Raw genomic sequence first — 22,331 nt, forward strand, 5'->3', positions numbered from 1 at the left:
TATCGTTTTAGTGTGCAGTATATAGTAGAACGAAAATTTTATAAAAAGCGATATCGATTTCTAATTTTACTCCCCTATGTATAGTAAAGGAAGAAATTTTCCGAAACATGTCCGAAACTGGTTTTTCGTTCGGGTATACAAAGTAGGAGGCAAAATAAGTCTTTCTCCAATGCTTAAAAGGGCAAAAGCACTTTTCTTAGTAAAAATTAGTGTACATATAAACATAAAAAAAATACAAACTAATTTTAACGTCGAAATTTTAGGAGGTTACCATGGCTAATTCAAGACATTCGAAACCAGATGATAGATCCAATAACGTTGAACGAATTCGTGATATCGTTAAGAACACTGAAGAAAAACTCCATGAAGCGGAAATTAGTTTGGAATTTGCAGACCCTATGCAAAGTGAAATGATTAAAGAAAAAAATAAGCGACGTCAAAAGTCAATTGAAGGATTAAAAGAAGAAATGAAAGATGAAATGGCAGCACGTAAAAAAGGAGAAGTGTAGAACTTGACTTTCAAAAGATGGAGATTTATGCAGAGATAAATATCTATCCTTAAGGTTCAATAAGTATTAGTACAACTGTTAAACCACTAGCTTCTTTTTCGCGAATGTTTTTGCATAACGTAAGAAAGCGGTTTTCAAAAAATTGTAGTACCAGACTTTTTGTCACTAAACATTTGTGATGTGGCCTTTGTAAAAAAGATTGATCGTTTATAATAAAGAATGATAATTTGTAATAAAGTTTGATAAAAATCACCTCTTTAATTATTTTTGAGGTGGTTTTTTAATGGATATTTGTGTTAAAATTTATGTTTGTCTTGTGGAGTACTATATTGAACTATTATCAAGAGGGTTATTTTTGTAAATATGCGGTCGTATCATGATGAACTTCCAATGGGGGATGGATGGCTTGTTCCTCGTTTTAGAAGATACACAGTTAATAGTTGTTAGATAATAAAAAATACATAGTTATAAATTATAATTTTAACTAGATAAAAGTGAAGGGGAAAATATGAGAAAAAAAGTTATTTTATCATTAATGTTAATGACATTTCTTTCTGCTGTAGAAGGAACAATTATCAGTACAGCAATCCCCCGTATAACGAGTGATTTGTCAGGCGTCGAACTTGTTAGTTGGGTATATGCAATTTATATGCTTGCCGCAGCTGTTTCGACTCCAATATACGGGAAATTGGCTGATTTATTCGGTCGTAAAAAAGTTTTACTGATCGGAGCTACAATATTTTTAGTCGGCTCTGCACTTTGCGGTGTCGTTACATCGATGGAACAGCTCATTGTCTTTCGTGCCCTTCAAGGTCTAGGTGCTGGTGCTATTATGCCAATAACAATGACAATCATCGGTGACTTATATAGCGAAGTGAAAGACCGTGCAAAAGCACAGGGCTTGATTAGTGCTGTTTGGGGCGTCTCTGGTGTTATCGGACCATTAGTTGGCGGATTTTTAGTTGATTCTCTTTCTTGGCGCTACATCTTCTTCTTAAACATTCCATTTGGAATTATCGCTTGTTTAATGATTGTAATTTATTATAAAGAATCTATTAAGCCTGCTAAGCATCATATCGACTATCTTGGTGCAACAGTATTCTCATTAAGTACAATCGCTTTACTTTATGCGTTATTAACAGGTAGCAGTAAGCACAACTGGGGGGACATGACAATTATAGGCCTCTTCATCTTTGCAGCTGTTTCATTCATTATTTTCTTATTCATTGAGAAAAAATCGCCAGAACCATTAATTCCGCTAGCACTTTTCTCTAACCGTACATTATCTATTATAAATATACTAACTCTTATTTCTGGTGCAATGCTTATTAGTATTACAATGTATCTTCCAATTTGGAGCCAAGGTGTATTAGGAAAAAATGCGACAGACGCCGGACTCATTTTAATGCCACTTCCTGTTATGTGGACATTTGGCACTATTTTTTCTGGTAAATTAATTGGTAACTTAAATACGAAACAAATCATTCTACTTGGAACTAGTGTTAATTCAGTTGCTGCCTTTTCATTATTTACATTGTCAATAGATTCACCAGCATTCCTTATTTATGTTGCAGTTGGATTATTAGGCTTAGGAATGGGGCTTGTTACACCTATCTACATGGTAACAATTCAAGCAGCTGTTCCTGCTCATACGCGCGGGACAGCAATTGGCTTAAATACATTTATCAATACGTTTAGTCAAACATTAGGAGCTGCAGTTTTCGGGGCGATTTTCAACACGATGATTCATGCACAGGGTATTAAAAACCTTGATCTTGTATCTTCTGGTGGACATGAAGCAACTACAGCAAACGTTGTAACCAAATCACAAGAGGCATTAGCTTCAAGTGTACATTTCATATATATGGGTACTTTTATATTAGCATTAGTAACTTTAGTAATTGTTTGGTTCTTTTTAAAGCCATCCACACAAACTAGTGAACAATAAAAAATAATTAATATAAAAATAAGCTGTGAAGATTTTTCTTCATAGTTTATTTTTATTATTTTATCTACAATTTTTTTCGCTTTTTATTTTTATCGATAAACTTTGATAATGTAACGAATAAAATTTTGGATTTATCGCCCAACTTTTTATATTTATCGACATAAACCTGTCCTAAATAAATTAAAGCGGCTTTACGAAGCCAAACTTTCCTTTTTATAGTATAATAAGCGTAAGTACAGCATTTGTTTGTGATGTGTAAGGGAAAGGATGATATTTGTATGGCAGAGAAAGTAGGACAATCTTTCGTACAACCAACACCTTCTGGAAAAGAAGAACTTGGGAAAATTGAAGTAGCAGCAGAAGTAATTGAAGTTGTTGCGGGAATCGCAGTGAACGAAGTGGAAGGAATTGCTGCAACTCGTGGTAATATTGCAACGGGCGTAGTAGAACGCTTCGGTAAAAAGGTACACAATAAAGGCATTAAATCTGGTGTCACTGAAACTGGTGAAATTTCGATTGATGTATTTTGCTCTGTGAAATATGGCTTTGCTATTCCAAAAGTAGCGAAGGAAGTGCAAACTCAAATCCGCCAAGCTATTTTTAATATGTCAGCTCTTGAAACAGCAGAGGTGAATGTCCACATTACAGGTATTCACTTTGAAAAAGATGAGGTAGCAGTACAAGAATAAAAAAAAGGGGTTGCCTGTATGATGATGTATTCATCGAAAGGCAATCCCTGTTTTTTTATTTAATCAGTAGTGAACAGTATCGCTACTTTATTAGATTTCAATATGCTTTGGCTTTTTCCAGAACAAAGCAAGTATAACGCCAAGTGCTAAAACGATTGTCGCAAAGTAGTAAGGATAGTTTAAATTAATATCAAACAATATCCCGCCTAAAATAGGTCCAAATATATTACCTAGACTTGTGAACATAGAGTTCATACCACCAACGAATCCTTGTTCATTACCAGCGATTTTTGATAAATAAGAGGTAACGGCTGGACGTATTAAATCGAAGCCGACGAAAATAAAGAATGTGACAAATAATATCGCGAAATAGTGGCTAACGAATGTCATAGCAAAGGTTAGAACAGCAGATAGGACGAGAGATACACGGATCAGATTGATTTCGCCCATTTTCTTAATAAGCCCATCGAATAGCAATAGTTGAGCAAGGGCCCCGACTATTCCACTTCCAGTAATAATAATTGCGATATCTGAAGGCGTAAAGGCAAATTTATGATCTACAAATAGACTAAATAACGACTCAAATGCAGCTAAACCAAACGACAGTACGAAAATAAGTACGAATGGAATAAGGTATAGTGGGCTGAAAATACGCTTCATACTGCCTAACATTGATGGTGCAGACTCTTCATCATCTGAAGCACGTGTCGGTTCTTTTAACAATACAATTGAAAAGATAGCTGCAAAAAATCCAAGTATACCAGCGGAGTAAAATGGTATGCGTGTTCCGAATTCTGCCAAAAATCCACCGATTCCAGGGCCGATAATAAAACCAGTACTAATCGCTGCACTCATATAGCCCAGTGCTTTTGGACGTTGTGACAAAGTAGTAATATCAGCAATATATGCAGTCACTGCTGGCATGATAAAGGCAGCACTCACACCGCCTAGCATACGTGAAATAAAAAGTACTTCAACAGAGCCACCAAAACCAAATAACAGTTCTGAAAGGCCAAAAATAAAAAGACCAACAACAATCATAATTTTGCGGCCGATTTTATCTACGAGCTTACCTGCAATTGGGGATACAATAAGTTGTGTGATGGCAAATGCTGCAACCATATAACCAACAACAGAGCCTGAAATATTTAGCTCATTCATAATAGTTGGTAACACAGGGATCACTAATCCAATACCTAAAAAAGCAATGAAAAGATTAGATAATAAAATAGATAATGTTAAATTTTGTTTCTTACTCATACATTTCTCCTTCAAACTTCACTTAAATCTACTAGAATATTTCCACGTAATACAATAAACCCTATAGTAACTATAGGGTCAAAAGATTTGTTTTAATTTTATTCGTTTTTTATCAGTTTGGAAGGTTCGATGAACAGTTATACAAGTTAATACAATTAATTTTATGCGAGGGCACGGTTAGATTAGAGAGTTTGTTGTCTAACTTTTAATTCAACAATAAACTTCTTTTCATGCTCAGAAGTTAATGTCGCTGGCATGTAGAGTTCATATACTTTTGACTCAAAGGTTTTTTGTTGTACCTCTACGTGTTTTCTTAGTTTTTCATAAAATGAAAAATATGTATCAGGATGATAGATAAAGGCAATACATGCATATTTGCCTGCCGGTTTAATGGTTTGCTTAACATTTGGAGAAAGCTGAGAAAATGTACGCTCAGTTAGTAGCGGTGTAAAGATAGCATCATAAATAATGTCACTAACATCTGAATACGGGGCTATTGGATAAATACAACCGTAACGACTATTTAAGACACTTCCTTCGTTTTCAATGATTTTTATTAGTGTAGCATAGTGAGTATTCGTGTTAGAAATAGGTGTAAGTTCTGTAGTAGTCACTTGTAGAATGGACATTTCTTCTTCTACTTGAACGTAAACCTCTCCGAAGACAGGGATATCAATCTGCTCTTGTAGTTGATTTTTTGTTTTATGCAAAGTATATTTTGCTTCATTTAAACGTGAAATTTTTTCCTCTATACGTTGTTCCTGTTGCTCTAAAAAACTTAGCAATTCTCCCGAAGTTAATCCGAGTGCCTTTTTTATATCTTCAAGGGCTATCCCAATATACTTAAGAGATTTTATAATATCTAAATAAAAGATTTGGTTATCTTGATAATATCGATAATTCGTCAAAGTATCGATATATGCTGGTTTAAATAAATCAATTTGGTCATAGTATCGCAAGGTCTGCACTGATAAATTAGAGAGCTTGGCAACTTCACCAATTGTATAATAATGTTCTTTCATAAATTGCCTCCACTAGTAATGGCTAAAGAAATTTCGTATGGCATCAAAGCGTATTTTATGTTTACGATTCTCGTAATAAAATAGACGGGATTTACGCTCTTTCTATTGCTTTTATTGCTCCTCGCCTTCATATAATTTGAATGCTCTTTTACAGCTTGTGCATTGAACTTCAAAATGCATCATGAACACCTCAGAAGATGAAATTTTATTTCCTTCATTATAACATTTTTGGTATTTAAACAATATTGGTGGATGATCATTTTTAACATTAAACCTCATAAAGTTGATTGTTCGGTGTTAAAATAAGCACAAAGTTGCTTGAAAAAGGTTTCAGATTATTGAAAACTTGCTTGAATTCGTGTTTCTTGTACGAATTTATGCTATTATAAACCTTAATGCCACTTAAGAAGGAGAGCTTTACATGAAACGACATGAGGCACGCGAAAAAGCGTTGCAAGTTTTGTTTCAGCTAGACAATACCGATCTAACAGTCGAAGAAGCAATGGGGCATATTAAAGGTCAACCGACAAATGTCTTCTACGAAAAGATTGTTACTGGAACAGCTGAACATTTGGAGGAAATCGATGCTACTTTAGAACAGCATCTTGAAAAGTGGTCACTTGCCCGTCTACCTAAAATTGAAAGAACGGTTTTACGCCTAGCTGTATACGAGCTATTATACATGCCAGAAACACCAAAAAGAGTAGTACTTAATGAAGCAATCGAGTTATGCAAAACATTTGGAGACGAAAGTTCGTCAAAATTTGTTAATGGCGTACTTTCTAAATTTACAGAACAATAAAAATGTGTGGAATTGGAAGGAGTAACTAAGGTTTATGTCAAGTGCAATTATTAATGGTAAAGAAATTGGTCAAGAAATTCGTAATTCAGTAGCAGAGCGAGTAGCGCGTTTAAAAGAGCAAGGCTTAACACCAGGCTTAGCGGTTGTTTTAGTAGGAGACAACCAAGCCTCAGCTACATATGTGAGAAATAAACAAAAATCTTGTGAAGCCATTGGTATGTTTTCAGAGCTGATCAAACTAGCAGAAGAAACGACACAGGAAGAATTATTAGCACAAATTGAATTATTAAATAATCGCGAAGATATTCATGGTATTTTAGTACAATTACCACTCCCAAAACATATTGATGAGGATACTGTTATTGCTACAATCGCTGTTGAAAAAGATGTAGATGGCTTCTCACCAGTAAGTGTTGGGAAAATGATGCTTGGTCAAGAAACATTTTTACCTTGTACGCCGTTTGGAGTGATGAAGCTTCTTGAGTATTCAGGGATTGATATCTCGGGAAAACATGCTGTCATTGTAGGACGTAGTCATATCGTTGGCAAACCAATGGGACAACTTCTACTGCAAAAGGATGCAACGGTTACATATACGCATTCGAGAACACCAGATTTACCATCATTCACAAAACAAGCGGATCTATTAATTGTAGCAATTGGACGTGCAAAATTTATTACGAAAGAGCATGTTAAAGAAGGAGCAGTTGTTATTGATGTCGGCATGAATCGCGACGAAAACAACAAGCTTTGCGGTGACGTAAACTATAGTGAGGTTGATGGAATTGCGTCTCATATTACACCTGTACCAGGCGGTGTGGGACCAATGACAATTACTATGTTACTTTTCAACACAGTTCAAGCAGCAGAAAATAAGCTTGCGAGTAAAGTTAAGCAATAATTTGAAAGACTCATAAGTTTGCTAATAGCCATCTCAATTTTTATTGAGATGGTTTTTTTATTTGTCTATTTGTGAACTTTTGCATCATGTCAGGAGATACATGTTAAGTAAAATCAACCCCTCATTTTGCCGGAGATATCTATATATTATTTAATATGACATCTTAATTTCATTGACAAAATAGTATTAATAACAACATGAAGGTCTCATAACTTTGTGAATCTTTGTTTTATTTCGGGCTCATACCACACGTTATGTGATGAGCCTTATTTCGAAAAATATAAAAATTTTTAAATTAAATTGGTTTCAGAAGCAGTCATATTAACTTAAAGAAGTTTTAATCAGGCCTCTATTCAATAGATATGTTATAGTAAGATTTTCAATAGTATGAAAGACAGTCGTTTTTTCTAGCAAAAACTGCATTTTGGCACGTCAGGTGCAATAAAAAATGTTATGATAGTTGTAGTTTTGTGAAAAACTTGATTTTAGTAAAGGAGCCGAAAAAATGACATCCGCTTCTTATTTAACAGTGAAAGCATTAACGAAATATATTAAACGAAAATTTGATGCTGATCCACATTTACGTGAAGTCTACGTAAAGGGAGAACTTTCGAATGTCAAGATTCATCAATCAGGGCATATCTACTTTACTTTAAAGGATGATGGAGCGCGAATTGCGGCTACAATGTTTAAAACAGCAGCTACGAAATTAGCGTTTGAACCAAAGGAAGGTATGCAAGTATTTATCCGTGGAGATGTAAACGTTTACGAAGGCTATGGTACATATCAGTTATATGTACAGGAAATGCAGCCAGATGGAATCGGTAGCTTGTTCGTTGCCTTTAACCAACTGAAAGAGCAGTTACAAAAAGAAGGACTTTTTAAACCAGACTGGAAACAACCGATTCCTAGGTTTCCTGAAAAAATTGGTGTGTTAACATCAACAACAGGAGCAGCCATTCGGGATATTTGTACAACGTTAAAGCGTCGTTATCCACTTGCTGAAATAGTAATTTATCCAACACTTGTACAGGGAGCACAAGCAGCGCCAAACATTGTTCATAATATTGAACGAGCAAATATTGATGCAAATTGTGATGTTCTTATCGTTGGGCGAGGTGGTGGATCGATAGAAGATTTATGGGCTTTTAACGAGGAAAATGTCGCGCGAGCTATTTTTGGTAGTCGAATACCTATTATTAGTGCGGTGGGCCATGAAACCGATACAACTATTGCTGATTACGTAGCTGATTTACGTGCACCGACACCAACAGCCGCCGCTGAAATGGCTGTACCAGATCAACAGGATTTATTTCAGCGTGTACTTACACAAAAATCACAGCTCCATCAAATAGTAAGGGCGCAACTTATGGCTGAACGGCAGCGTCTAAATAAACTCCAACAATCTTATCCGTTGTCGATGCCAGAACGTCTATATCGACCGTTTACGGAAAAGCTAGCACAGCTTGAATCGGGGTTACAAAAAGCGATGCAAGTTGATGTGATGAAGAAAACTGCAAAGCTCCAACAATTACATAGTGCGGTGGAGCAGCATTCACCGAAAAAGGCACTGACTTTCTATCAACGGGAGCTAGAAACACGCATCCAACAATTGACACGTGCTTCAACACATTATGTAACGAAGCAAAAACAACAATTTGAAGCAACTGTCAGAACATTAGAAGCGTTGAATCCACTTGCTATTTTAACAAGGGGCTTTACGGTAGCTTATAAAGATAATGAAATGTTAAAATCATCCGCTGATGTAAAGCCGCATGATCAATTAACACTTTCCTTCCATGATGGGAAGGTTATTGCTGATGTGGTAAAGATTTTGCCAAATAATGAGGGGGAATAATTGTGGCAGAGAAACAACAAACATTCGCAGAAGCCATGACGGCACTTGAGGAAATTGTCCGCCAGCTAGAGCAAGGTGATGTGCCATTGGAAAACGCGATTGATTTATATAAACAAGGAATGGAGCTATCACAATTTTGCCATAGCAAGCTGCAACATGCTGAGGAGCAATTAATTTCAATTGTCCAAGAGACAGGTGAGACTACAGCATTTGATCCACTAAAGGGAGAGAACTAAGAAATGAACGAGCAATTAAAACATTTTATTGAAAGCAACATACCACAAGTTGAAGCTGAAATGTTTGCACTTGTTGAGAAAATTGATGCACCAGCCGATTTAAAAGAATCGATGCTGTATTCATTAAAAGCTGGAGGAAAACGTATTCGTCCTCTTTTCGTATTGGCTGTACTTGAGCTATATAATAAGAATTTGAAGGAAGGGTTAACGGTAGGATCAGTTATTGAAATGATTCATACGTATTCGTTAATTCATGATGATCTACCTAGCATGGATAATGATGATTTCCGTAGAGGTAAGCCGACAAATCATAAAGTATATGGTGAAGCACTAGCGACACTTGCAGGGGATGCATTGAATACACTTGCATTTGGCATTTTAGCACGCATGGATGTGTCAGCTGAAAAACGTATTGAGCTTGTCAATCTTTTAAGTGTAGCAGCGGGTGCAGAAGGTATGGTTGGTGGTCAAGTACTCGATATGGAAGGTGAAAAGCGTCAGCTAAACTTAGCTGAACTAGAGCATGTCCATGTTAATAAAACGGGTGCTTTATTACGATTTAGTATTGAAGCTGGAGCTGTATTAGCTGATGTAACGCAAGAAGAGCGCACAATTTTAAAGGAATATGCGCATCATATTGGCCTGGCCTTCCAAATTCAAGACGATATTTTAGATATTGAGGGAACTACAGAAGAACTAGGTAAAACTGCAGGTAAGGATGTAGCAAGTGATAAAAGCACATATCCCGCACTGTTATCTTTAGATGGAGCAAAAGAAAAGCTTGCTGAGCATTATCAGCACGCCATTAACGCGTTAGAGAAATTACAAGTAGATGTCAGCTTATTACGTGAGTTTGCAGCCTATATTGTTCATCGTAAAAACTAGGAGAAAATCAAGGCGTTTAGGGCAAAGAATATGCTAGAATAGGTGAGGGCGTTTGCCGATTTGCAAACAGTAAAGTGTTCGTACTTTTAGCATATTGATAACACTGTTATAATGGTGGAAACACAATTACGGTGAATAATTTATTGAAAAGGTGTGTGAGAAAGGTGGATTTAAATAAAATTACTAGTCCATCCTTTTTAAAAAACTTAGATAAGAAGGGTCTTGAGCAACTTGCACAAGAAATTCGTACTTTCTTAATCGAAAAATGTTCTGTCACAGGAGGTCATATCGGGCCGAACCTAGGTGTTGTGGAGTTAACGATTATGCTCCATAAAATGTTTGACAGTCCGCAAGATAAGTTTTTATGGGATGTAGGCCACCAAGCTTACGTGCACAAAATTTTGACAGGTCGTGCGAGTCAATTTGACACATTACGTCAGTTTAAAGGGCTTTGTGGTTTTCCAAAGCTTGTGGAGAGTGAACATGATGAGTGGGAAACAGGTCATAGCTCGACATCTTTGTCAGGAGCCATGGGTATGGCGGCAGCACGTGATATTAAAAATGAAAAGAATTTCGTGGTACCAATTATTGGAGATGGAGCGTTAACTGGCGGTATGGCGCTTGAGGCATTAAACCATATTGGCCATGCCAAAACAAATATGATTGTCATTTTAAATGATAATGAAATGTCAATCGCTCCAAACGTCGGAGCGTTACACGGTGTACTAGGACGACTTCGTACAGCCAAGGAATATTCAAAAGCAAAAGAAGAACTGGAATCACTAATTAATAAGATTCCTTTACTTGGTGGGAAGCTTGCTTCAACTGCTGAGCGCTTAAAAGATAGCTTAAAATATTTAGTGGTATCAGGTGTGTTCTTTGAGGAGTTAGGTTTTAAATATCTAGGACCGATTGACGGACATGATTTCGATGCTCTTGAGGCATCATTATCACAAGCTAAAAAAGTAAAAGGCCCAGTGCTCGTTCATGTTATTACGAAAAAAGGCAAAGGTTATAAACCTGCTGAAGAAGATACAATTGGTAATTGGCATGGTACAGGCCCTTATAAAATTGACAATGGTGCCTTTGTAAAGTCAGAAGCAAAAGGTCCTGCATGGAGTAGTTTGATTGCTGAGACTGTCCGCAAAATTGCACATGAGGATAAACGAGTAGTTACAATAACTCCTGCAATGCCAGTAGGCTCGAAATTACAAGGAATTCAAAAGGATTTCCCAGAACGTTTCTTTGATGTAGGGATTGCTGAACAACATGCAGCAACGATGGCGGCAGGACTAGCAACACAAAAAATGAAGCCGTTTTTAGCCATTTATTCAACGTTCCTTCAACGTGCCTATGATCAAGTACTGCATGATATCGCTCGTCCAAACATGAATGTCTTTATCGGGATTGACCGTGCAGGCTTAGTTGGCGCAGATGGTGAAACACATCAAGGTGTATTTGATATTGCTTTCCTTCGTCATATCCCAAATATGACAATTATGATGCCAAAGGATGAAAATGAAGGTCAGCATATGGTAAAAACAGCTATTGACTATGATGGCGGTCCAATTGCGTTACGTTATCCACGAGGTAATGGGGTAGGTGTTCCGTTAGATGATGAGCTAATAACTTTACCGATTGGCAGCTGGGAAGTATTACGTGAAGGTAAAGATGCAACGATTTTAACCTTTGGTACAACGATTCCAATGGCAATGGAAGCGGCCAATATGCTAGCACAGCAAGGTGTGGAGATAGAAGTAGTTAATGCTCGTTTCATTAAACCGATGGATGAGGATATGCTCCATCGTTTATTATCTAGTCGTAAGCCAATATTAACGATTGAAGAAGCAGTTCTACAAGGTGGCTTTGGTAGCGGAGTATTAGAATTCGCCCATGACCATGGCTATTTAGGTGCACTGATCGATCGTATGGGTATCCCAGATCAATTTATTGAGCATGGCAATGTAGATCAGCTACTCGCTGAAATTCATATGACGGCTGAAGATACAGTGGCACGTATGCAAGTGTTACTTCAACAAAAACAGCAAGTAGGTTTGAATAAATAATGACAAAACATCCGAAAGAACGTGTAGACATTTTACTTGTAGAGCGTGGGCTATGTGAAACGCGTGAAAAAGCAAAGCGCTCTATTATGGCAGGGCTTGTTTTTTCTAATGAAACTCGCATCGATAAGGCGGGGGAGAAAATAGCAATAGATGCACCACTGCAAGTAAAAGGTTCCGATTTAAAATATGTTAGTCGTGGTGGCTTAAAGCTAGAAAAGGCACTACAAATTTTTGATATGTCTGTAGAAGGGAAGCTAATGCTCGATATTGGCTCCTCTACAGGCGGTTTTACAGACTGTGCTTTACAGCATGGCGCAAGACACTGCTATGCATTAGATGTTGGTTCCAACCAATTAGCTTGGAAAATTCGCTCTGATGAACGTGTAACCGTAATGGAAAAAACAAATTTCCGTTATACGACAGCGCCAGATTTAACAGAAGGCTTACCAGACTTTGCAACAATCGATGTCAGCTTTATTTCATTATCGCTGATTTTACCTGTCTTAAAAACGCTGTTAATGCCAGGTGGCGATGTAATGGCACTAGTAAAGCCTCAGTTTGAAGCTGGAAAAGAGAATGTCGGTAAAAAAGGTATTGTTCGCGATAAAAAAGTACATCTAGAAGTTTTAGAAAAAACAGCTGCAATGGCAACGGATGTTGGCTTCGTCATTAAGGATGCTTCGTTTTCTCCAATTACAGGAGGAGAGGGGAATATTGAATTTTTATTCCATTTAGTGAATCCTATTGATCATGAAGAAATTTCTGCATATACAGCTTTTAATGCACTCGTTGAAGAAGCGCATAGTGCACTAAAATAACACGAGCTCTTCTACAGAGCCGTGTTTTTTCTTGTGCTTTACTGTTTAAAATGGTAGTGTGAATATACAAATAACTAACTATTTATAAGAGGTGACCAACATGAATAAAGGACAAAGACATATACGAATTCGGGATATTATTGCCAATCATGAAATTGAAACACAAGATGACTTAGTCGATTTTTTAAAGGATGCAGGCTATAATGTGACACAAGCAACGGTATCACGAGATATAAAAGAACTTCATCTTGTGAAAGTGCCATTACAAGATGGACGCTATAAATATAGTTTGCCGGCAGATCAACGTTTCAATCCTGTACAAAAATTACATCGTGCGTTGGCTGATGCTTTTGTCAGCATTGATGGTGCATCTCACTTTTTAGTAATGAAGGCTCTTCCTGGTAATGCCAATGCGATTGCGTCACTGCTTGACCATTTAGATTGGCCAGAAATTTTAGGTACTATTTCTGGAGATGATACTATTTTAATTATTTGTCGTGATGAAAATGAGCGTGAAAATACAAAAAATCGCTTATTAGACATGCTATAAAATAGCAAGGTAATTTGATACAGAGGTGACATTTTGTGTTAAGAGAGCTTAGTATTCGAAACTTTGCCATTATTGAGGATTTAACAGTTAGCTTCTCAGGTGGTTTAACTGTTTTAACAGGTGAAACAGGTGCAGGAAAATCAATTATTATTGATGCAGTGCATTTACTTGCTGGCGGCCGAGGGAATTCTGAATTTATTCGTCATGGAGCTAAAAAGGCTGAATTAGGTGGTTTATTTCAAATTTCGAGTTCTGGGCATCCTGTTTATAAGAAACTTGAAGATGCAGGCATTGAAATTGAAGAAGATACCATTATTTTGCGCCGTGATTTAAATGATTCTGGAAAAAGTGTTTGTCGTGTAAACGGTAAGCTTGTGCCATTGTCTGTATTACGTGATATTGGAGCTAGCCTCATCGATATTCATGGACAGCATGAAAATCAAGAACTCATGGATGAGAAACAGCATATCTATTTGCTTGACCACTTTGCCGAGGAACAACTTACACCAATTCAAGATTCGTACGGTTCCCAGTATGATGAATATCGTTCACTAAAAAAAGAATTAGCTTCGATTTCGATTGATGAACAGTTAATGGCGCAGCGTATTGATTTGTACCAGTTCCAAATGAAAGAGCTAGAGGATGCCAAATTAAAGCTTGGCGAGGAAGATGAGCTTCTTGATGAACGTCGCCGTCTTATGAATTTCAATAAGATTTTCGAACGTTCAAATGCAGCGTATGAAGCTATTCAAGGTGAATCAAAAGGCCTTGACTGGATTGGCAATGCAATGGGTGCCTTAGAGGATGCTGCAAACGTTGATGAGCAATTTAAAGAGGCTTCAGAATCTGTCACCACTGCATTTTATGCGTTACAGGATGCAGCTTACCAGGTTAAAAATGTGTTAGACGAATTAGAATTTGATCCTGCACGTTTAAATGAGGTGGAGCAACGTTTAGCCTTATTACAAAATTTGAAGCGCAAATATGGTTCAACAATCGAAGAGATATTAGCGTATTACGATAAAATTAAAACAGAGCTAAATGAGCTCTTAAATCGCGATGAAATTTTGCAAGTAAAAGAACAAAAATTACTGAAAATGGAAGCGGTGCTAAATGAGCTTGCTGCAGAACTTTCGACTGTACGAAAAGCTGCTGCACATAATTTAAGTGAAGCTATTATGGCTGAACTACGTGAATTACATATGGAAAAAGCAAAATTTATTGTTAATTTTGATGAATTGCCTTATTTTGATGCGAATGGTAAAGACCAAGTAATTTTCTATATTTCTACGAATGTAGGAGAGCCACCAAAATCTTTACCGAAAATTGCTTCTGGAGGAGAGTTATCGCGTATGATGCTTGCACTAAAGACGATTTTCTCTTCCTCTAATGGCATAACGTCTATTATTTTTGATGAGGTAGATACAGGTGTAAGCGGTCGTGTAGCGCAAGCGATTGCAGAAAAAATTGCAGCAATATCCATCAACTCCCAAGTTTTGTGTATTTCGCATTTACCACAAGTGGCTGCGATGGCAGATCACCATTATTTTATTAAAAAAGAAGTCGAACATGATCGAACATTTACGTCATTGCTGGAAATAGATACAGATGCACGTATTGAAGAAGTAAGCCGGATGATATCTGGAGCAGAAATTACAGAGTTAACATTGCAGCACGCTACAGAGCTGTTAAATATGGCTAATGAACGAAAAAAACAAATGAGATAGCGAAGAAAATCAGAGACAGCTCCGTTGTTTCTGGTTTTTTTCTTTTTGCACAAATATTTACCGCTTATAAGAATGCCACAACAACACATAGTAACAAGACAAAAATGAAAAGGAGGTGTCGTATGTATCGTCGTTGGCGTCAATTTGTCATTTTGCCTATGCTCATCGTTTTATTGTTCATGCCCGTACAGGCTTTTGCCGCCAAAAAGCTAATTCCGATGGGCGAAGCAATTGGAATTCAACTTCAGTTATCACATGTTTTCGTAGCGCATGATGTGCTATTAGCTTCTAATCAATGGATGAAGGGAGGCGCTGTTATTGAAAAAATAAATGATATTTCTGTAAAAACACTTGCAGATGCCAAAAAAGCTGTTGCTCAGCAGGGACAACAGAAGTGGACGATAAAAAGTGAAGGAAAAGAAATAACGCTGGATTTACAGGAGAAAGAAGCAAAACATGTTATTTCATTTTTAAAAGATGAAACAGATGGAGTAGGAACATTGACATACATTGATCCAGAGACAAAAAATTACGGTGCATTAGGTCATCAAATTGTGGATTCAACCTTACAAGAAGCCCCTGTTTTTCATGCTGGTTCCATTTTCTTAGCTTCGATTCAACAAATTCGTAAAAGCATACCTGGTCAACCCGGCTATAAAATATCCTCCATTAAAAAACATCAGGAACGATTAGGGAGTATAGATAAAAATACAGTTTATGGAATTTTTGGCCGTTGGGAAGACGGTTATCAACAAAGTTTGCCTAAAGCAATTGAAATTATGCATGAAAAGGATATAAAGAAAGGGAAAGCTGAAATTTACACAGCGATCGAGGGCAGTAAGGTGGAAACTTTTACAATTGAAATAACAAAGGTCGAAAATGAACGCCTTGAATTCATAGTATCTGATGAAAAGCTCATTAAAAAAACAGGTGGTATTTTGCAGGGAATGAGTGGCAGTCCTATCATTCAAGACGGTCGTTTTGTAGGTGCAGTTACACATATGTTTGTGGAGGAACCTAAAAAAGGCGCAGCAATCACAGTAGCGGAAATGTTAAAAAAATCATCATGAAAGAATGGAGCTACCATATTATATGGCAGCTCCATTCTTTCATGAAAGTGCTATTTATTATTTCGTTCTCCATGTATTTCGTTTATTTATGAAGGGATTAGCGATTCTTTAAAAAAACTGTAGTTATATCTCAATTTTTTCACTACAATAATTAGTAGTAGCAATCAACGATTTGTTAATATTTATCATAACTTGTCGATAAAAAAAGAAATTATCGGACTACATACTCATTTTTGGAAATAGAAAAGGTTTTTAAAACAAAAATGTCGAAACTTCCACAGTGTGCTAAAAAATGCATAAGGGGTAGTGTGACGCTTTGTGGTGATTCAAAGCAAAGTTCAGAAGGAGGAATTGAAATGACAAAAGTAAAAGTAGCGATTGCAGATGATAATCGTGAGTTATTAAAAACGATGGAGCAGTATTTTCAAGGACATCCCGAAATTGAAATAATTGCAACTGCTTCAAATGGTAAAGTTTGTTTGCAAATGTTGGAGGAATTTAAACCGGATATTTTGCTACTAGATATTATAATGCCGCATCTTGACGGGTTAGCTGTATTGGAGTCAATGTATCAAAATGAACAAATGTCATCTGTTCAAGTGATCATGTTAACTGCTTTTGGTCAAGAAGATGTCATGAAACAAGCTGTAGACTTAGGTGCGTCCTATTTTATGCTTAAGCCATTTGAATTTGATCAATTGGTTCAAAAGATTTTAAACTGTGCAGGACAGAAGGCAACACTTCCGAAAAAGACAAGTGTTTTACAACCGGCAGCACCTCAAAAATTAAATCAACATCAATTGGATAGCACGATCACAGCTATTATTAAGGAAATCGGCGTTCCTGCGCATATTAAAGGATACTCTTATTTGCGAGAGGCTATTCAGATGGTGTTCGAAGATATCGAGTTATTAGGCTCTGTGACGAAAATTTTATATCCAGAAATCGCTAAAAAATTCAATACAACTCCATCACGAGTTGAACGCGCGATTCGTCATGCCATTGAGGTCGCATGGAATCGTGGCAATTATGAATCGATTTCGTCGATGTTTGGTTATACAGTACATCATTTAAAGTCGAAGCCGACAAATAGTGAATTTATCGCCATGATTGCGGACAAGATTCGCATCGACATGATGGCTAGTTAAACGCGCTATATCAAGGTTTGTAGCGTGTGGCTTAGCGGAGAATGACCGGTAAATCTAAATTAGATAACGCTTATATAGCGATAATTATAACGCCTTTTTAGACAGTTTGCGCCGACTGTTTGAGGGGGCGTATTTTTTATGTCTATAAGTCCGTTTTTAATCGAAATTGACCGTTATATGCTGGATTGTTCAGCAAAAGGTCTTTCGCCGAAAACACTAAAATCGTATGAACAAACGCTTAGACTCTTCGCAAGGTATCTCTTAGATAACTTCGAAATAGATGACGTTAAAAGCGTCAAAGCGGAGCATGTACGAGCCTATATCCGTTCAATCGAAGAAAGAGGAAAGTTCGAGGTAAGTGCTGATGAAACGCCTGTAAACTACCCAGAACGACGAGGCGATTTTGGTAAGCCAGTAAGTAAAACGACAATAGCGAATTATGTACGTAACATAAAAGCATTTTATTCACATTTATATTCGGAACAACTTATTCGCAGCAATCCTTTGAAGGATTTAAAGAATGTTAAACCGGAGCGAAAAATCAAAGTTATGCTCGAAGATAATGAACTAAAACAGTTTTTCCGCTCGTTCGACGTTACTAAATTCGATCAATACCGCGACTGGGTAATTGCGCGATTAATCTTTGATACTGGCGCTAGAATAGGAGAATTGTTGGAAGTTGTAGTAGCTGATATAGATTTGCGAGGCAACGCGTTGTTATTGCGAAAGACCAAAAACGGTAAGCAACGTTTCGTTTACTACTCAGAAAAGACGTGCAAACATCTTAGGTCATGGTTAGCGTACAAGGATCGTTATTCAGATAGCTCTTATGTCTTTCCGACGAATAGAGGAACAAAATTACGGATTGAGGGAGTCGAGCGTTCATTTAGACTCCGTAGTAAAGATATTGGCTTGCAAATTACTCCTCATCTCCTTAGAAATAATTTTGCCAAAAGGTATTTGGTTAATGGCGGTGATTTGGCAACGTTATCTCGTTTGTTAGGACATGCCAACGTTGATATAACTGCTCAAATTTATTTGGATTTTGCTGATAAAGAAGTGATGAAGAAGTATCGACAGCATAGTCCGCTTGAAAACTTGAACATTTAAACAGAAAAAAGCCGCTAGTGTTCGCAGCACTAACGACTCATAAACCGATTACACTATTTGCCTGGCAGCATAAGTGTTTCACTCACAACTGAATATGAGCGATGATATGCCTTCATTTTACTCGAAAAAAGCGTAAAATGCAAAGGTCTAGTTTCCTATTGTCAAAAATAGGTTCGTTCCGTCTTGGTGGCCCAATAACAGACGTTAAAGACACTGGAAAGGTTTGTCGTACCGATGCAGAAAAGCGACTATATCGCAGGTCAAGCCGTTTCCTGTTACGGTTGCGACGAATTGGTGAGCGCCACCATTAAGGGCGCGGGCATGGTTTATCGGCTAGTTACGGCTAGGGTAAGCATGTACAAGCGGACAATCAGCGTACAAATACGCTCAATTAAGGACTACCGCACGTCTAGGACGATAAATAGACGAGTACATACGGATAGGAATATCCCAATCTAACAGGAGCATACGAGAAAACCTCGGACGTCACCATGACGCTGAAATATGCGGTTGTTACTTATTGTTGCTATTTACGTATTTCTACGTATCTAGCGATAATAGGTAACCACTTTGCGCCGATTTCCTGGAGCGAGCAGCCATTCTGCTGAAATTGGGTGCAGTTGTCAAATAAAAATTCTTACGGAATCTGGTATAATGTGTTATATTATTTCGATAAAAGTTACAAAGGTAGGTTTAATATGGAAAAAGAAGATTTTAATTTGATTGAATTCATTAAGAAGTATTATAAAGTTATTTTGTTAATTTTGTTTTTACCATTAGTGATAGCAATATTGATGAAGTTGGTTATTTTTAAAGTTTTTTCAGGAGATGCAAACGGTTGGTTAAGTTTTTGGGGATCATATTTTGGTGGGATTATTTCGGGGATGCTAACTCTAATAGGTGTTAGTTATACAATAATATCAAACAATAAAAACATTAAGGAATCTTTTGAACTACAAAGCCTAGAAAATTATAAAAATAATATGGGTTTTAGAATGACAAAGTTTTATGAACTTAAATATATAGCATATGAAGGTATGAGACTTACAGATAACAAATATAAGCCAGATGAACTCCAAATAGACAGAATAGGTTATGTGATAAGTAATTTGAATAAAATGTTAGAGTTGTCGATATATGTTGATGATATTATGTTTGAAGATACTAAAGTATTTGTTGATAAAGTTAGAGAAACTTACGATGAAGGAATAACTATGGAGGAATTAGAACCACTTTTGGATTCGTTTACATCAGTTGTTGGATCGGAACATGAAGATAGATTGATAGATGAATTTAAGCTGGTATCAAAAAAGATTAAAGAGAAAGCTACAATTATATAATAACTGTTTTAAAATAGAATGATGTTTACTGTTATTACGCAAGAAAAGACGCTCGCCCAACTAAGGCTAGGCGTCTTTTTCTTCGTCTACTTCTATAAAATCGATTATCTCCGTTATATCATCAATCCCTAAAGTCTCAGCGATCCTCTCGATATGTCCAAAGTTGATATTTCTTCTCTTTCCGTTATTCAATTCGCTTAGTGCTGCATGTCTTATATCGCACATTTCCGCTAACTTCCTCAAAGATTTTACCTCGTATTTCTCTATTAGATAATCAATTTTAACAACGACTTGCTTAGCCATATAAAATTCCTCCTAAATTATACTTGACGTTACGCAATAGCGTACCATATAATAATAACAGAAGTGGTACTTATAAGCGTACCGAAATTAAAAATTAACGGGAGGTTTTACAGATGAATCAAACGATTGAACACGTAACATTAGACGACAACTACTCGGTGACAATGGTAACAACGCAATTAATGGAAGGTGTACAGCTAATTACTTGCGCAGATGAGTGTGAGGCTACGTTAATGATTAATGATCAGGATATCAATCTAGTTTATACAACGGAATTAGCGAGTATCATAGGGAACCTCAACGACTACACAGCGGAGCAACTGCTCCTGGCATTGGCGCAAGTTGATCGATTAGCTTCGTGATACGTAATATCAAGCCGAAAACTACGGTATCATCTGCCGATACAGGAATCTGATACGGTAAATTATACGGAGTTTGCTTGGATGACAATCATTTGTACCTGAATAAACGATTGGAGGAGTTAATATGTGCGAGTACCATTCAAAATTTAACGGATTATTGTCGGAATTAAATAACCAGCGAGGCATATTAACTAAAGAACTGTCTCGTCTAGATAAGTATATTAGTAGTATGTATCACGATTTAGAGGGAATCGATCCGTCGGAAGAATTCGCTCTCAGCTTTGTTACGCAATTGCATGACACGCTTAAAAAACGCCGAGTAGTGAAGGATGAAATGGCTCGATTAGACGCTGTTTTAAATCCATTACGTAATGTAACAGGGGAAATCGAAACGTCAGTAAACACTCGTAAGAAGGTCAGCAGCCGCTGGAAAAGAGATTTTAAGATGACGTTAACATTGGAGGAAGTAATAACGACTTCTAATTGAGACTGAACGATATATGAGGAGAAATACTACAAGCAAACTCTCTCGCGCCAACGAGTTGAGCCGTCCGTTTTGCGCCAACATTACGGGCAATATACACGCTAGAGTCAGCGCCAACTGGCTTTAGCAAATATACGAAAGATCATTGCGTCAACAGTGCTCGTTGAAAGCTAGGTGCGCCAACGCCTAGTTTTTCTTATTATTTTTCAACTGACTTTTTGCTTCATTCATAATGGTTGCAATTAGCTCATCCTTCGTTAATTTAAAATTATTTCCGCCATAATGAAACTCATCTATCATGTCACTTATGATGAACCATTCTTCAAGGTCTTCTGGGTAATCAATATCTCGAATCACCGTATTTATATCATAGACTATATCAACAGCGTTATTCTTATCTTGCAGTATTTTTTCAGATAAATGCAGAATGTAATATCTAGCACACTCTTCATATGAAGGTTCTTGCAACTCCATCTCACTTAACGCTCTTCCAAAGTAATCCTCTACCTCAAAAATATTAAGAGGTTCTCTTAGGGAAGATAAGATATTTAAAGAAAACGATGAACAATTATTTTCCAACATACTGAAAGCCCAATTAATATAATCGTCAGCCTTAACATTCTGATTTTGATATATTTTATAAAACAATAGTAAAGTATCCGTGTTACATCACCTCTAACGAATTTTTTATTTTATTATACCAAACAACAAAAATAGCAATTAGGAATTTTAGTTAACAAGGCTTTTGAAACAATCTTTACTAATGAAGTGTGGAGCATAACGCCTTCATTTCGCCTTTATAAACGTGGCTAAAAACGGTTTTAAATAGCAAGTCGATGTATTTATCGTGCGGAGGCTAGAACGCTTAAAACAAAGGAGAATTGACGACTTTTTAATTATAGATTAATAGGCGGATATTTGAACGACAAAAACGGTTCATTGCAAAAGTGACTTGGCGACTAGAGCGAGTAAGGCTGAACGGCATTTTGACGGTTATTAGGGGTATCAGAGTAGATACGCTTTAGTAGTACCAGACGGGATACACGAACTATACTACTTTCTTTTTAACTAAACTACTATCTTTAAATATTACGCCATGTAAACGGTTATCAACACCGTAACTACCAACACCATACGTATTGACTATAAGAAGAACTATATCTAACGAGAACTAACGTTTAAGAAGATAAAAGATATTACGAGTCTTTATGCTAACGCATAAATCTTCTATGTCGCTAGCGCT

General features: G+C 36.8%; 22 protein-coding genes. 18 read left to right on the top strand and 4 right to left on the bottom strand.

What is annotated here, in order from left to right:
- The first annotated feature begins 272 nt into the window (after positions 1 to 272).
- From tlp to ACB089_RS09205, 3 genes are all read left to right on the top strand, one after another.
- On the top strand, positions 273 to 509 hold the full coding sequence (gene tlp / locus ACB089_RS09195) for a small acid-soluble spore protein Tlp (protein WP_053595505.1): 237 nt from the start codon (positions 273 to 275) through the stop codon (positions 507 to 509).
- A 508-nt stretch (positions 510 to 1,017) separates the two neighbouring features.
- A complete protein-coding gene (locus tag ACB089_RS09200; RefSeq protein WP_374966143.1) occupies positions 1,018 to 2,457 on the top strand; it encodes an MDR family MFS transporter in 1,440 nt (479 codons plus the stop codon).
- Between the two features lie 278 nt (positions 2,458 to 2,735).
- The gene (locus ACB089_RS09205; protein WP_068984769.1) at positions 2,736 to 3,146 is read left to right on the top strand and encodes an Asp23/Gls24 family envelope stress response protein; all 411 of its coding nucleotides are present in this window, start codon (positions 2,736 to 2,738) and stop codon (positions 3,144 to 3,146) included.
- A 90-nt stretch (positions 3,147 to 3,236) separates the two neighbouring features.
- On the opposite strand, the gene ACB089_RS09210 is transcribed toward ACB089_RS09205, so the two are convergent.
- On the bottom strand, positions 3,237 to 4,406 hold the full coding sequence (locus tag ACB089_RS09210; protein WP_374966144.1) for an MFS transporter: 1,170 nt from the start codon (positions 4,404 to 4,406) through the stop codon (positions 3,237 to 3,239).
- 182 nt (positions 4,407 to 4,588) lie between these two features.
- A complete protein-coding gene (locus ACB089_RS09215; protein ID WP_374966145.1) occupies positions 4,589 to 5,428 on the bottom strand; it encodes a MerR family transcriptional regulator in 840 nt (279 codons plus the stop codon).
- A 421-nt stretch (positions 5,429 to 5,849) separates the two neighbouring features.
- On the opposite strand from ACB089_RS09215, the gene nusB reads away from it, so the two are divergent.
- The 13 genes from nusB to ACB089_RS09280 all read left to right on the top strand — a co-directional run bounded on the left by nusB (position 5,850) and on the right by ACB089_RS09280 (position 19,939).
- Positions 5,850 to 6,230 (top strand): transcription antitermination factor NusB, encoded by a 381-nt coding sequence (gene nusB / locus ACB089_RS09220; RefSeq protein WP_068984766.1) that lies wholly within the window; start codon positions 5,850 to 5,852, stop codon positions 6,228 to 6,230.
- Between the two features lie 34 nt (positions 6,231 to 6,264).
- Positions 6,265 to 7,131: a bifunctional methylenetetrahydrofolate dehydrogenase/methenyltetrahydrofolate cyclohydrolase FolD gene (gene folD / locus ACB089_RS09225; protein ID WP_374966146.1), complete on the top strand. Its 867-nt coding sequence runs from the start codon at positions 6,265 to 6,267 to the stop codon at positions 7,129 to 7,131.
- A gap of 505 nt (positions 7,132 to 7,636) precedes the next feature.
- Positions 7,637 to 8,989 carry an exodeoxyribonuclease VII large subunit gene (gene xseA / locus ACB089_RS09230; RefSeq protein WP_374966147.1) on the top strand — a complete coding sequence of 451 codons (1,353 nt, stop codon included), beginning with the start codon at positions 7,637 to 7,639 and terminating at the stop codon, positions 8,987 to 8,989.
- A gap of 2 nt (positions 8,990 to 8,991) precedes the next feature.
- Positions 8,992 to 9,225: an exodeoxyribonuclease VII small subunit gene (gene xseB, locus ACB089_RS09235; RefSeq protein WP_053597070.1), complete on the top strand. Its 234-nt coding sequence runs from the start codon at positions 8,992 to 8,994 to the stop codon at positions 9,223 to 9,225.
- Between the two features lie 3 nt (positions 9,226 to 9,228).
- Positions 9,229 to 10,110, top strand: a complete 882-nt coding sequence (locus ACB089_RS09240; protein ID WP_374966148.1) for a polyprenyl synthetase family protein — start codon at positions 9,229 to 9,231, stop codon at positions 10,108 to 10,110.
- Between the two features lie 164 nt (positions 10,111 to 10,274).
- Positions 10,275 to 12,176, top strand: a complete 1,902-nt coding sequence (gene dxs, locus ACB089_RS09245; protein ID WP_374966149.1) for a 1-deoxy-D-xylulose-5-phosphate synthase — start codon at positions 10,275 to 10,277, stop codon at positions 12,174 to 12,176.
- Positions 12,176 to 12,994, top strand: coding sequence for a TlyA family RNA methyltransferase (locus tag ACB089_RS09250; RefSeq protein ID WP_374966150.1), 819 nt, complete (start codon positions 12,176 to 12,178; stop codon positions 12,992 to 12,994). The genes dxs and ACB089_RS09250 overlap by 1 nt, the downstream gene beginning before the upstream one ends.
- A 100-nt stretch (positions 12,995 to 13,094) precedes the next feature.
- Positions 13,095 to 13,544 (top strand): transcriptional regulator AhrC/ArgR, encoded by a 450-nt coding sequence (gene ahrC, locus ACB089_RS09255; protein ID WP_054612951.1) that lies wholly within the window; start codon positions 13,095 to 13,097, stop codon positions 13,542 to 13,544.
- Positions 13,545 to 13,579: 35 nt separating this feature from the next.
- The gene (gene recN / locus ACB089_RS09260) at positions 13,580 to 15,271 is read left to right on the top strand and encodes a DNA repair protein RecN (protein WP_374966151.1); all 1,692 of its coding nucleotides are present in this window, start codon (positions 13,580 to 13,582) and stop codon (positions 15,269 to 15,271) included.
- 122 nt (positions 15,272 to 15,393) lie between these two features.
- Positions 15,394 to 16,341 carry a SpoIVB peptidase S55 domain-containing protein gene (locus ACB089_RS09265; RefSeq protein WP_374966152.1) on the top strand — a complete coding sequence of 316 codons (948 nt, stop codon included), beginning with the start codon at positions 15,394 to 15,396 and terminating at the stop codon, positions 16,339 to 16,341.
- 356 nt (positions 16,342 to 16,697) lie between these two features.
- Entirely contained in the window at positions 16,698 to 17,489 is a 792-nt protein-coding gene (spo0A, locus tag ACB089_RS09270) for a sporulation transcription factor Spo0A (RefSeq protein WP_068984758.1), read from the top strand.
- A gap of 138 nt (positions 17,490 to 17,627) precedes the next feature.
- Positions 17,628 to 18,599: a tyrosine-type recombinase/integrase gene (locus tag ACB089_RS09275; RefSeq protein WP_374966153.1), complete on the top strand. Its 972-nt coding sequence runs from the start codon at positions 17,628 to 17,630 to the stop codon at positions 18,597 to 18,599.
- A gap of 698 nt (positions 18,600 to 19,297) precedes the next feature.
- Positions 19,298 to 19,939, top strand: coding sequence for a hypothetical protein (locus tag ACB089_RS09280; RefSeq protein WP_374966154.1), 642 nt, complete (start codon positions 19,298 to 19,300; stop codon positions 19,937 to 19,939).
- 66 nt (positions 19,940 to 20,005) lie between these two features.
- Here ACB089_RS09280 and ACB089_RS09285 read toward each other — a convergent pair whose 3' ends face one another.
- Complete coding sequence (locus ACB089_RS09285) at positions 20,006 to 20,242, bottom strand: helix-turn-helix domain-containing protein (protein ID WP_374966155.1); 237 nt, start codon at positions 20,240 to 20,242, stop codon at positions 20,006 to 20,008.
- Between the two features lie 113 nt (positions 20,243 to 20,355).
- Here ACB089_RS09285 and ACB089_RS09290 point away from each other — a divergent pair, with 113 nt between their 5' ends.
- Positions 20,356 to 20,604: a hypothetical protein gene (locus ACB089_RS09290; RefSeq protein WP_374966156.1), complete on the top strand. Its 249-nt coding sequence runs from the start codon at positions 20,356 to 20,358 to the stop codon at positions 20,602 to 20,604.
- A 124-nt stretch (positions 20,605 to 20,728) separates the two neighbouring features.
- A complete protein-coding gene (locus ACB089_RS09295) occupies positions 20,729 to 21,091 on the top strand; it encodes a hypothetical protein (RefSeq protein WP_374966157.1) in 363 nt (120 codons plus the stop codon).
- A 183-nt stretch (positions 21,092 to 21,274) separates the two neighbouring features.
- Here the strand turns inward: ACB089_RS09295 and ACB089_RS09300 are convergent, their stop codons facing one another.
- A complete protein-coding gene (locus ACB089_RS09300; RefSeq protein WP_374966158.1) occupies positions 21,275 to 21,736 on the bottom strand; it encodes a hypothetical protein in 462 nt (153 codons plus the stop codon).
- Between the last annotated feature and the right edge of the window lie 595 nt (positions 21,737 to 22,331).

It is taken from the genome of Lysinibacillus sp. RS10, from assembly GCF_041956855.1.
Lineage (GTDB): Bacteria > Bacillota > Bacilli > Bacillales_A > Planococcaceae > Lysinibacillus > Lysinibacillus xylanilyticus_A.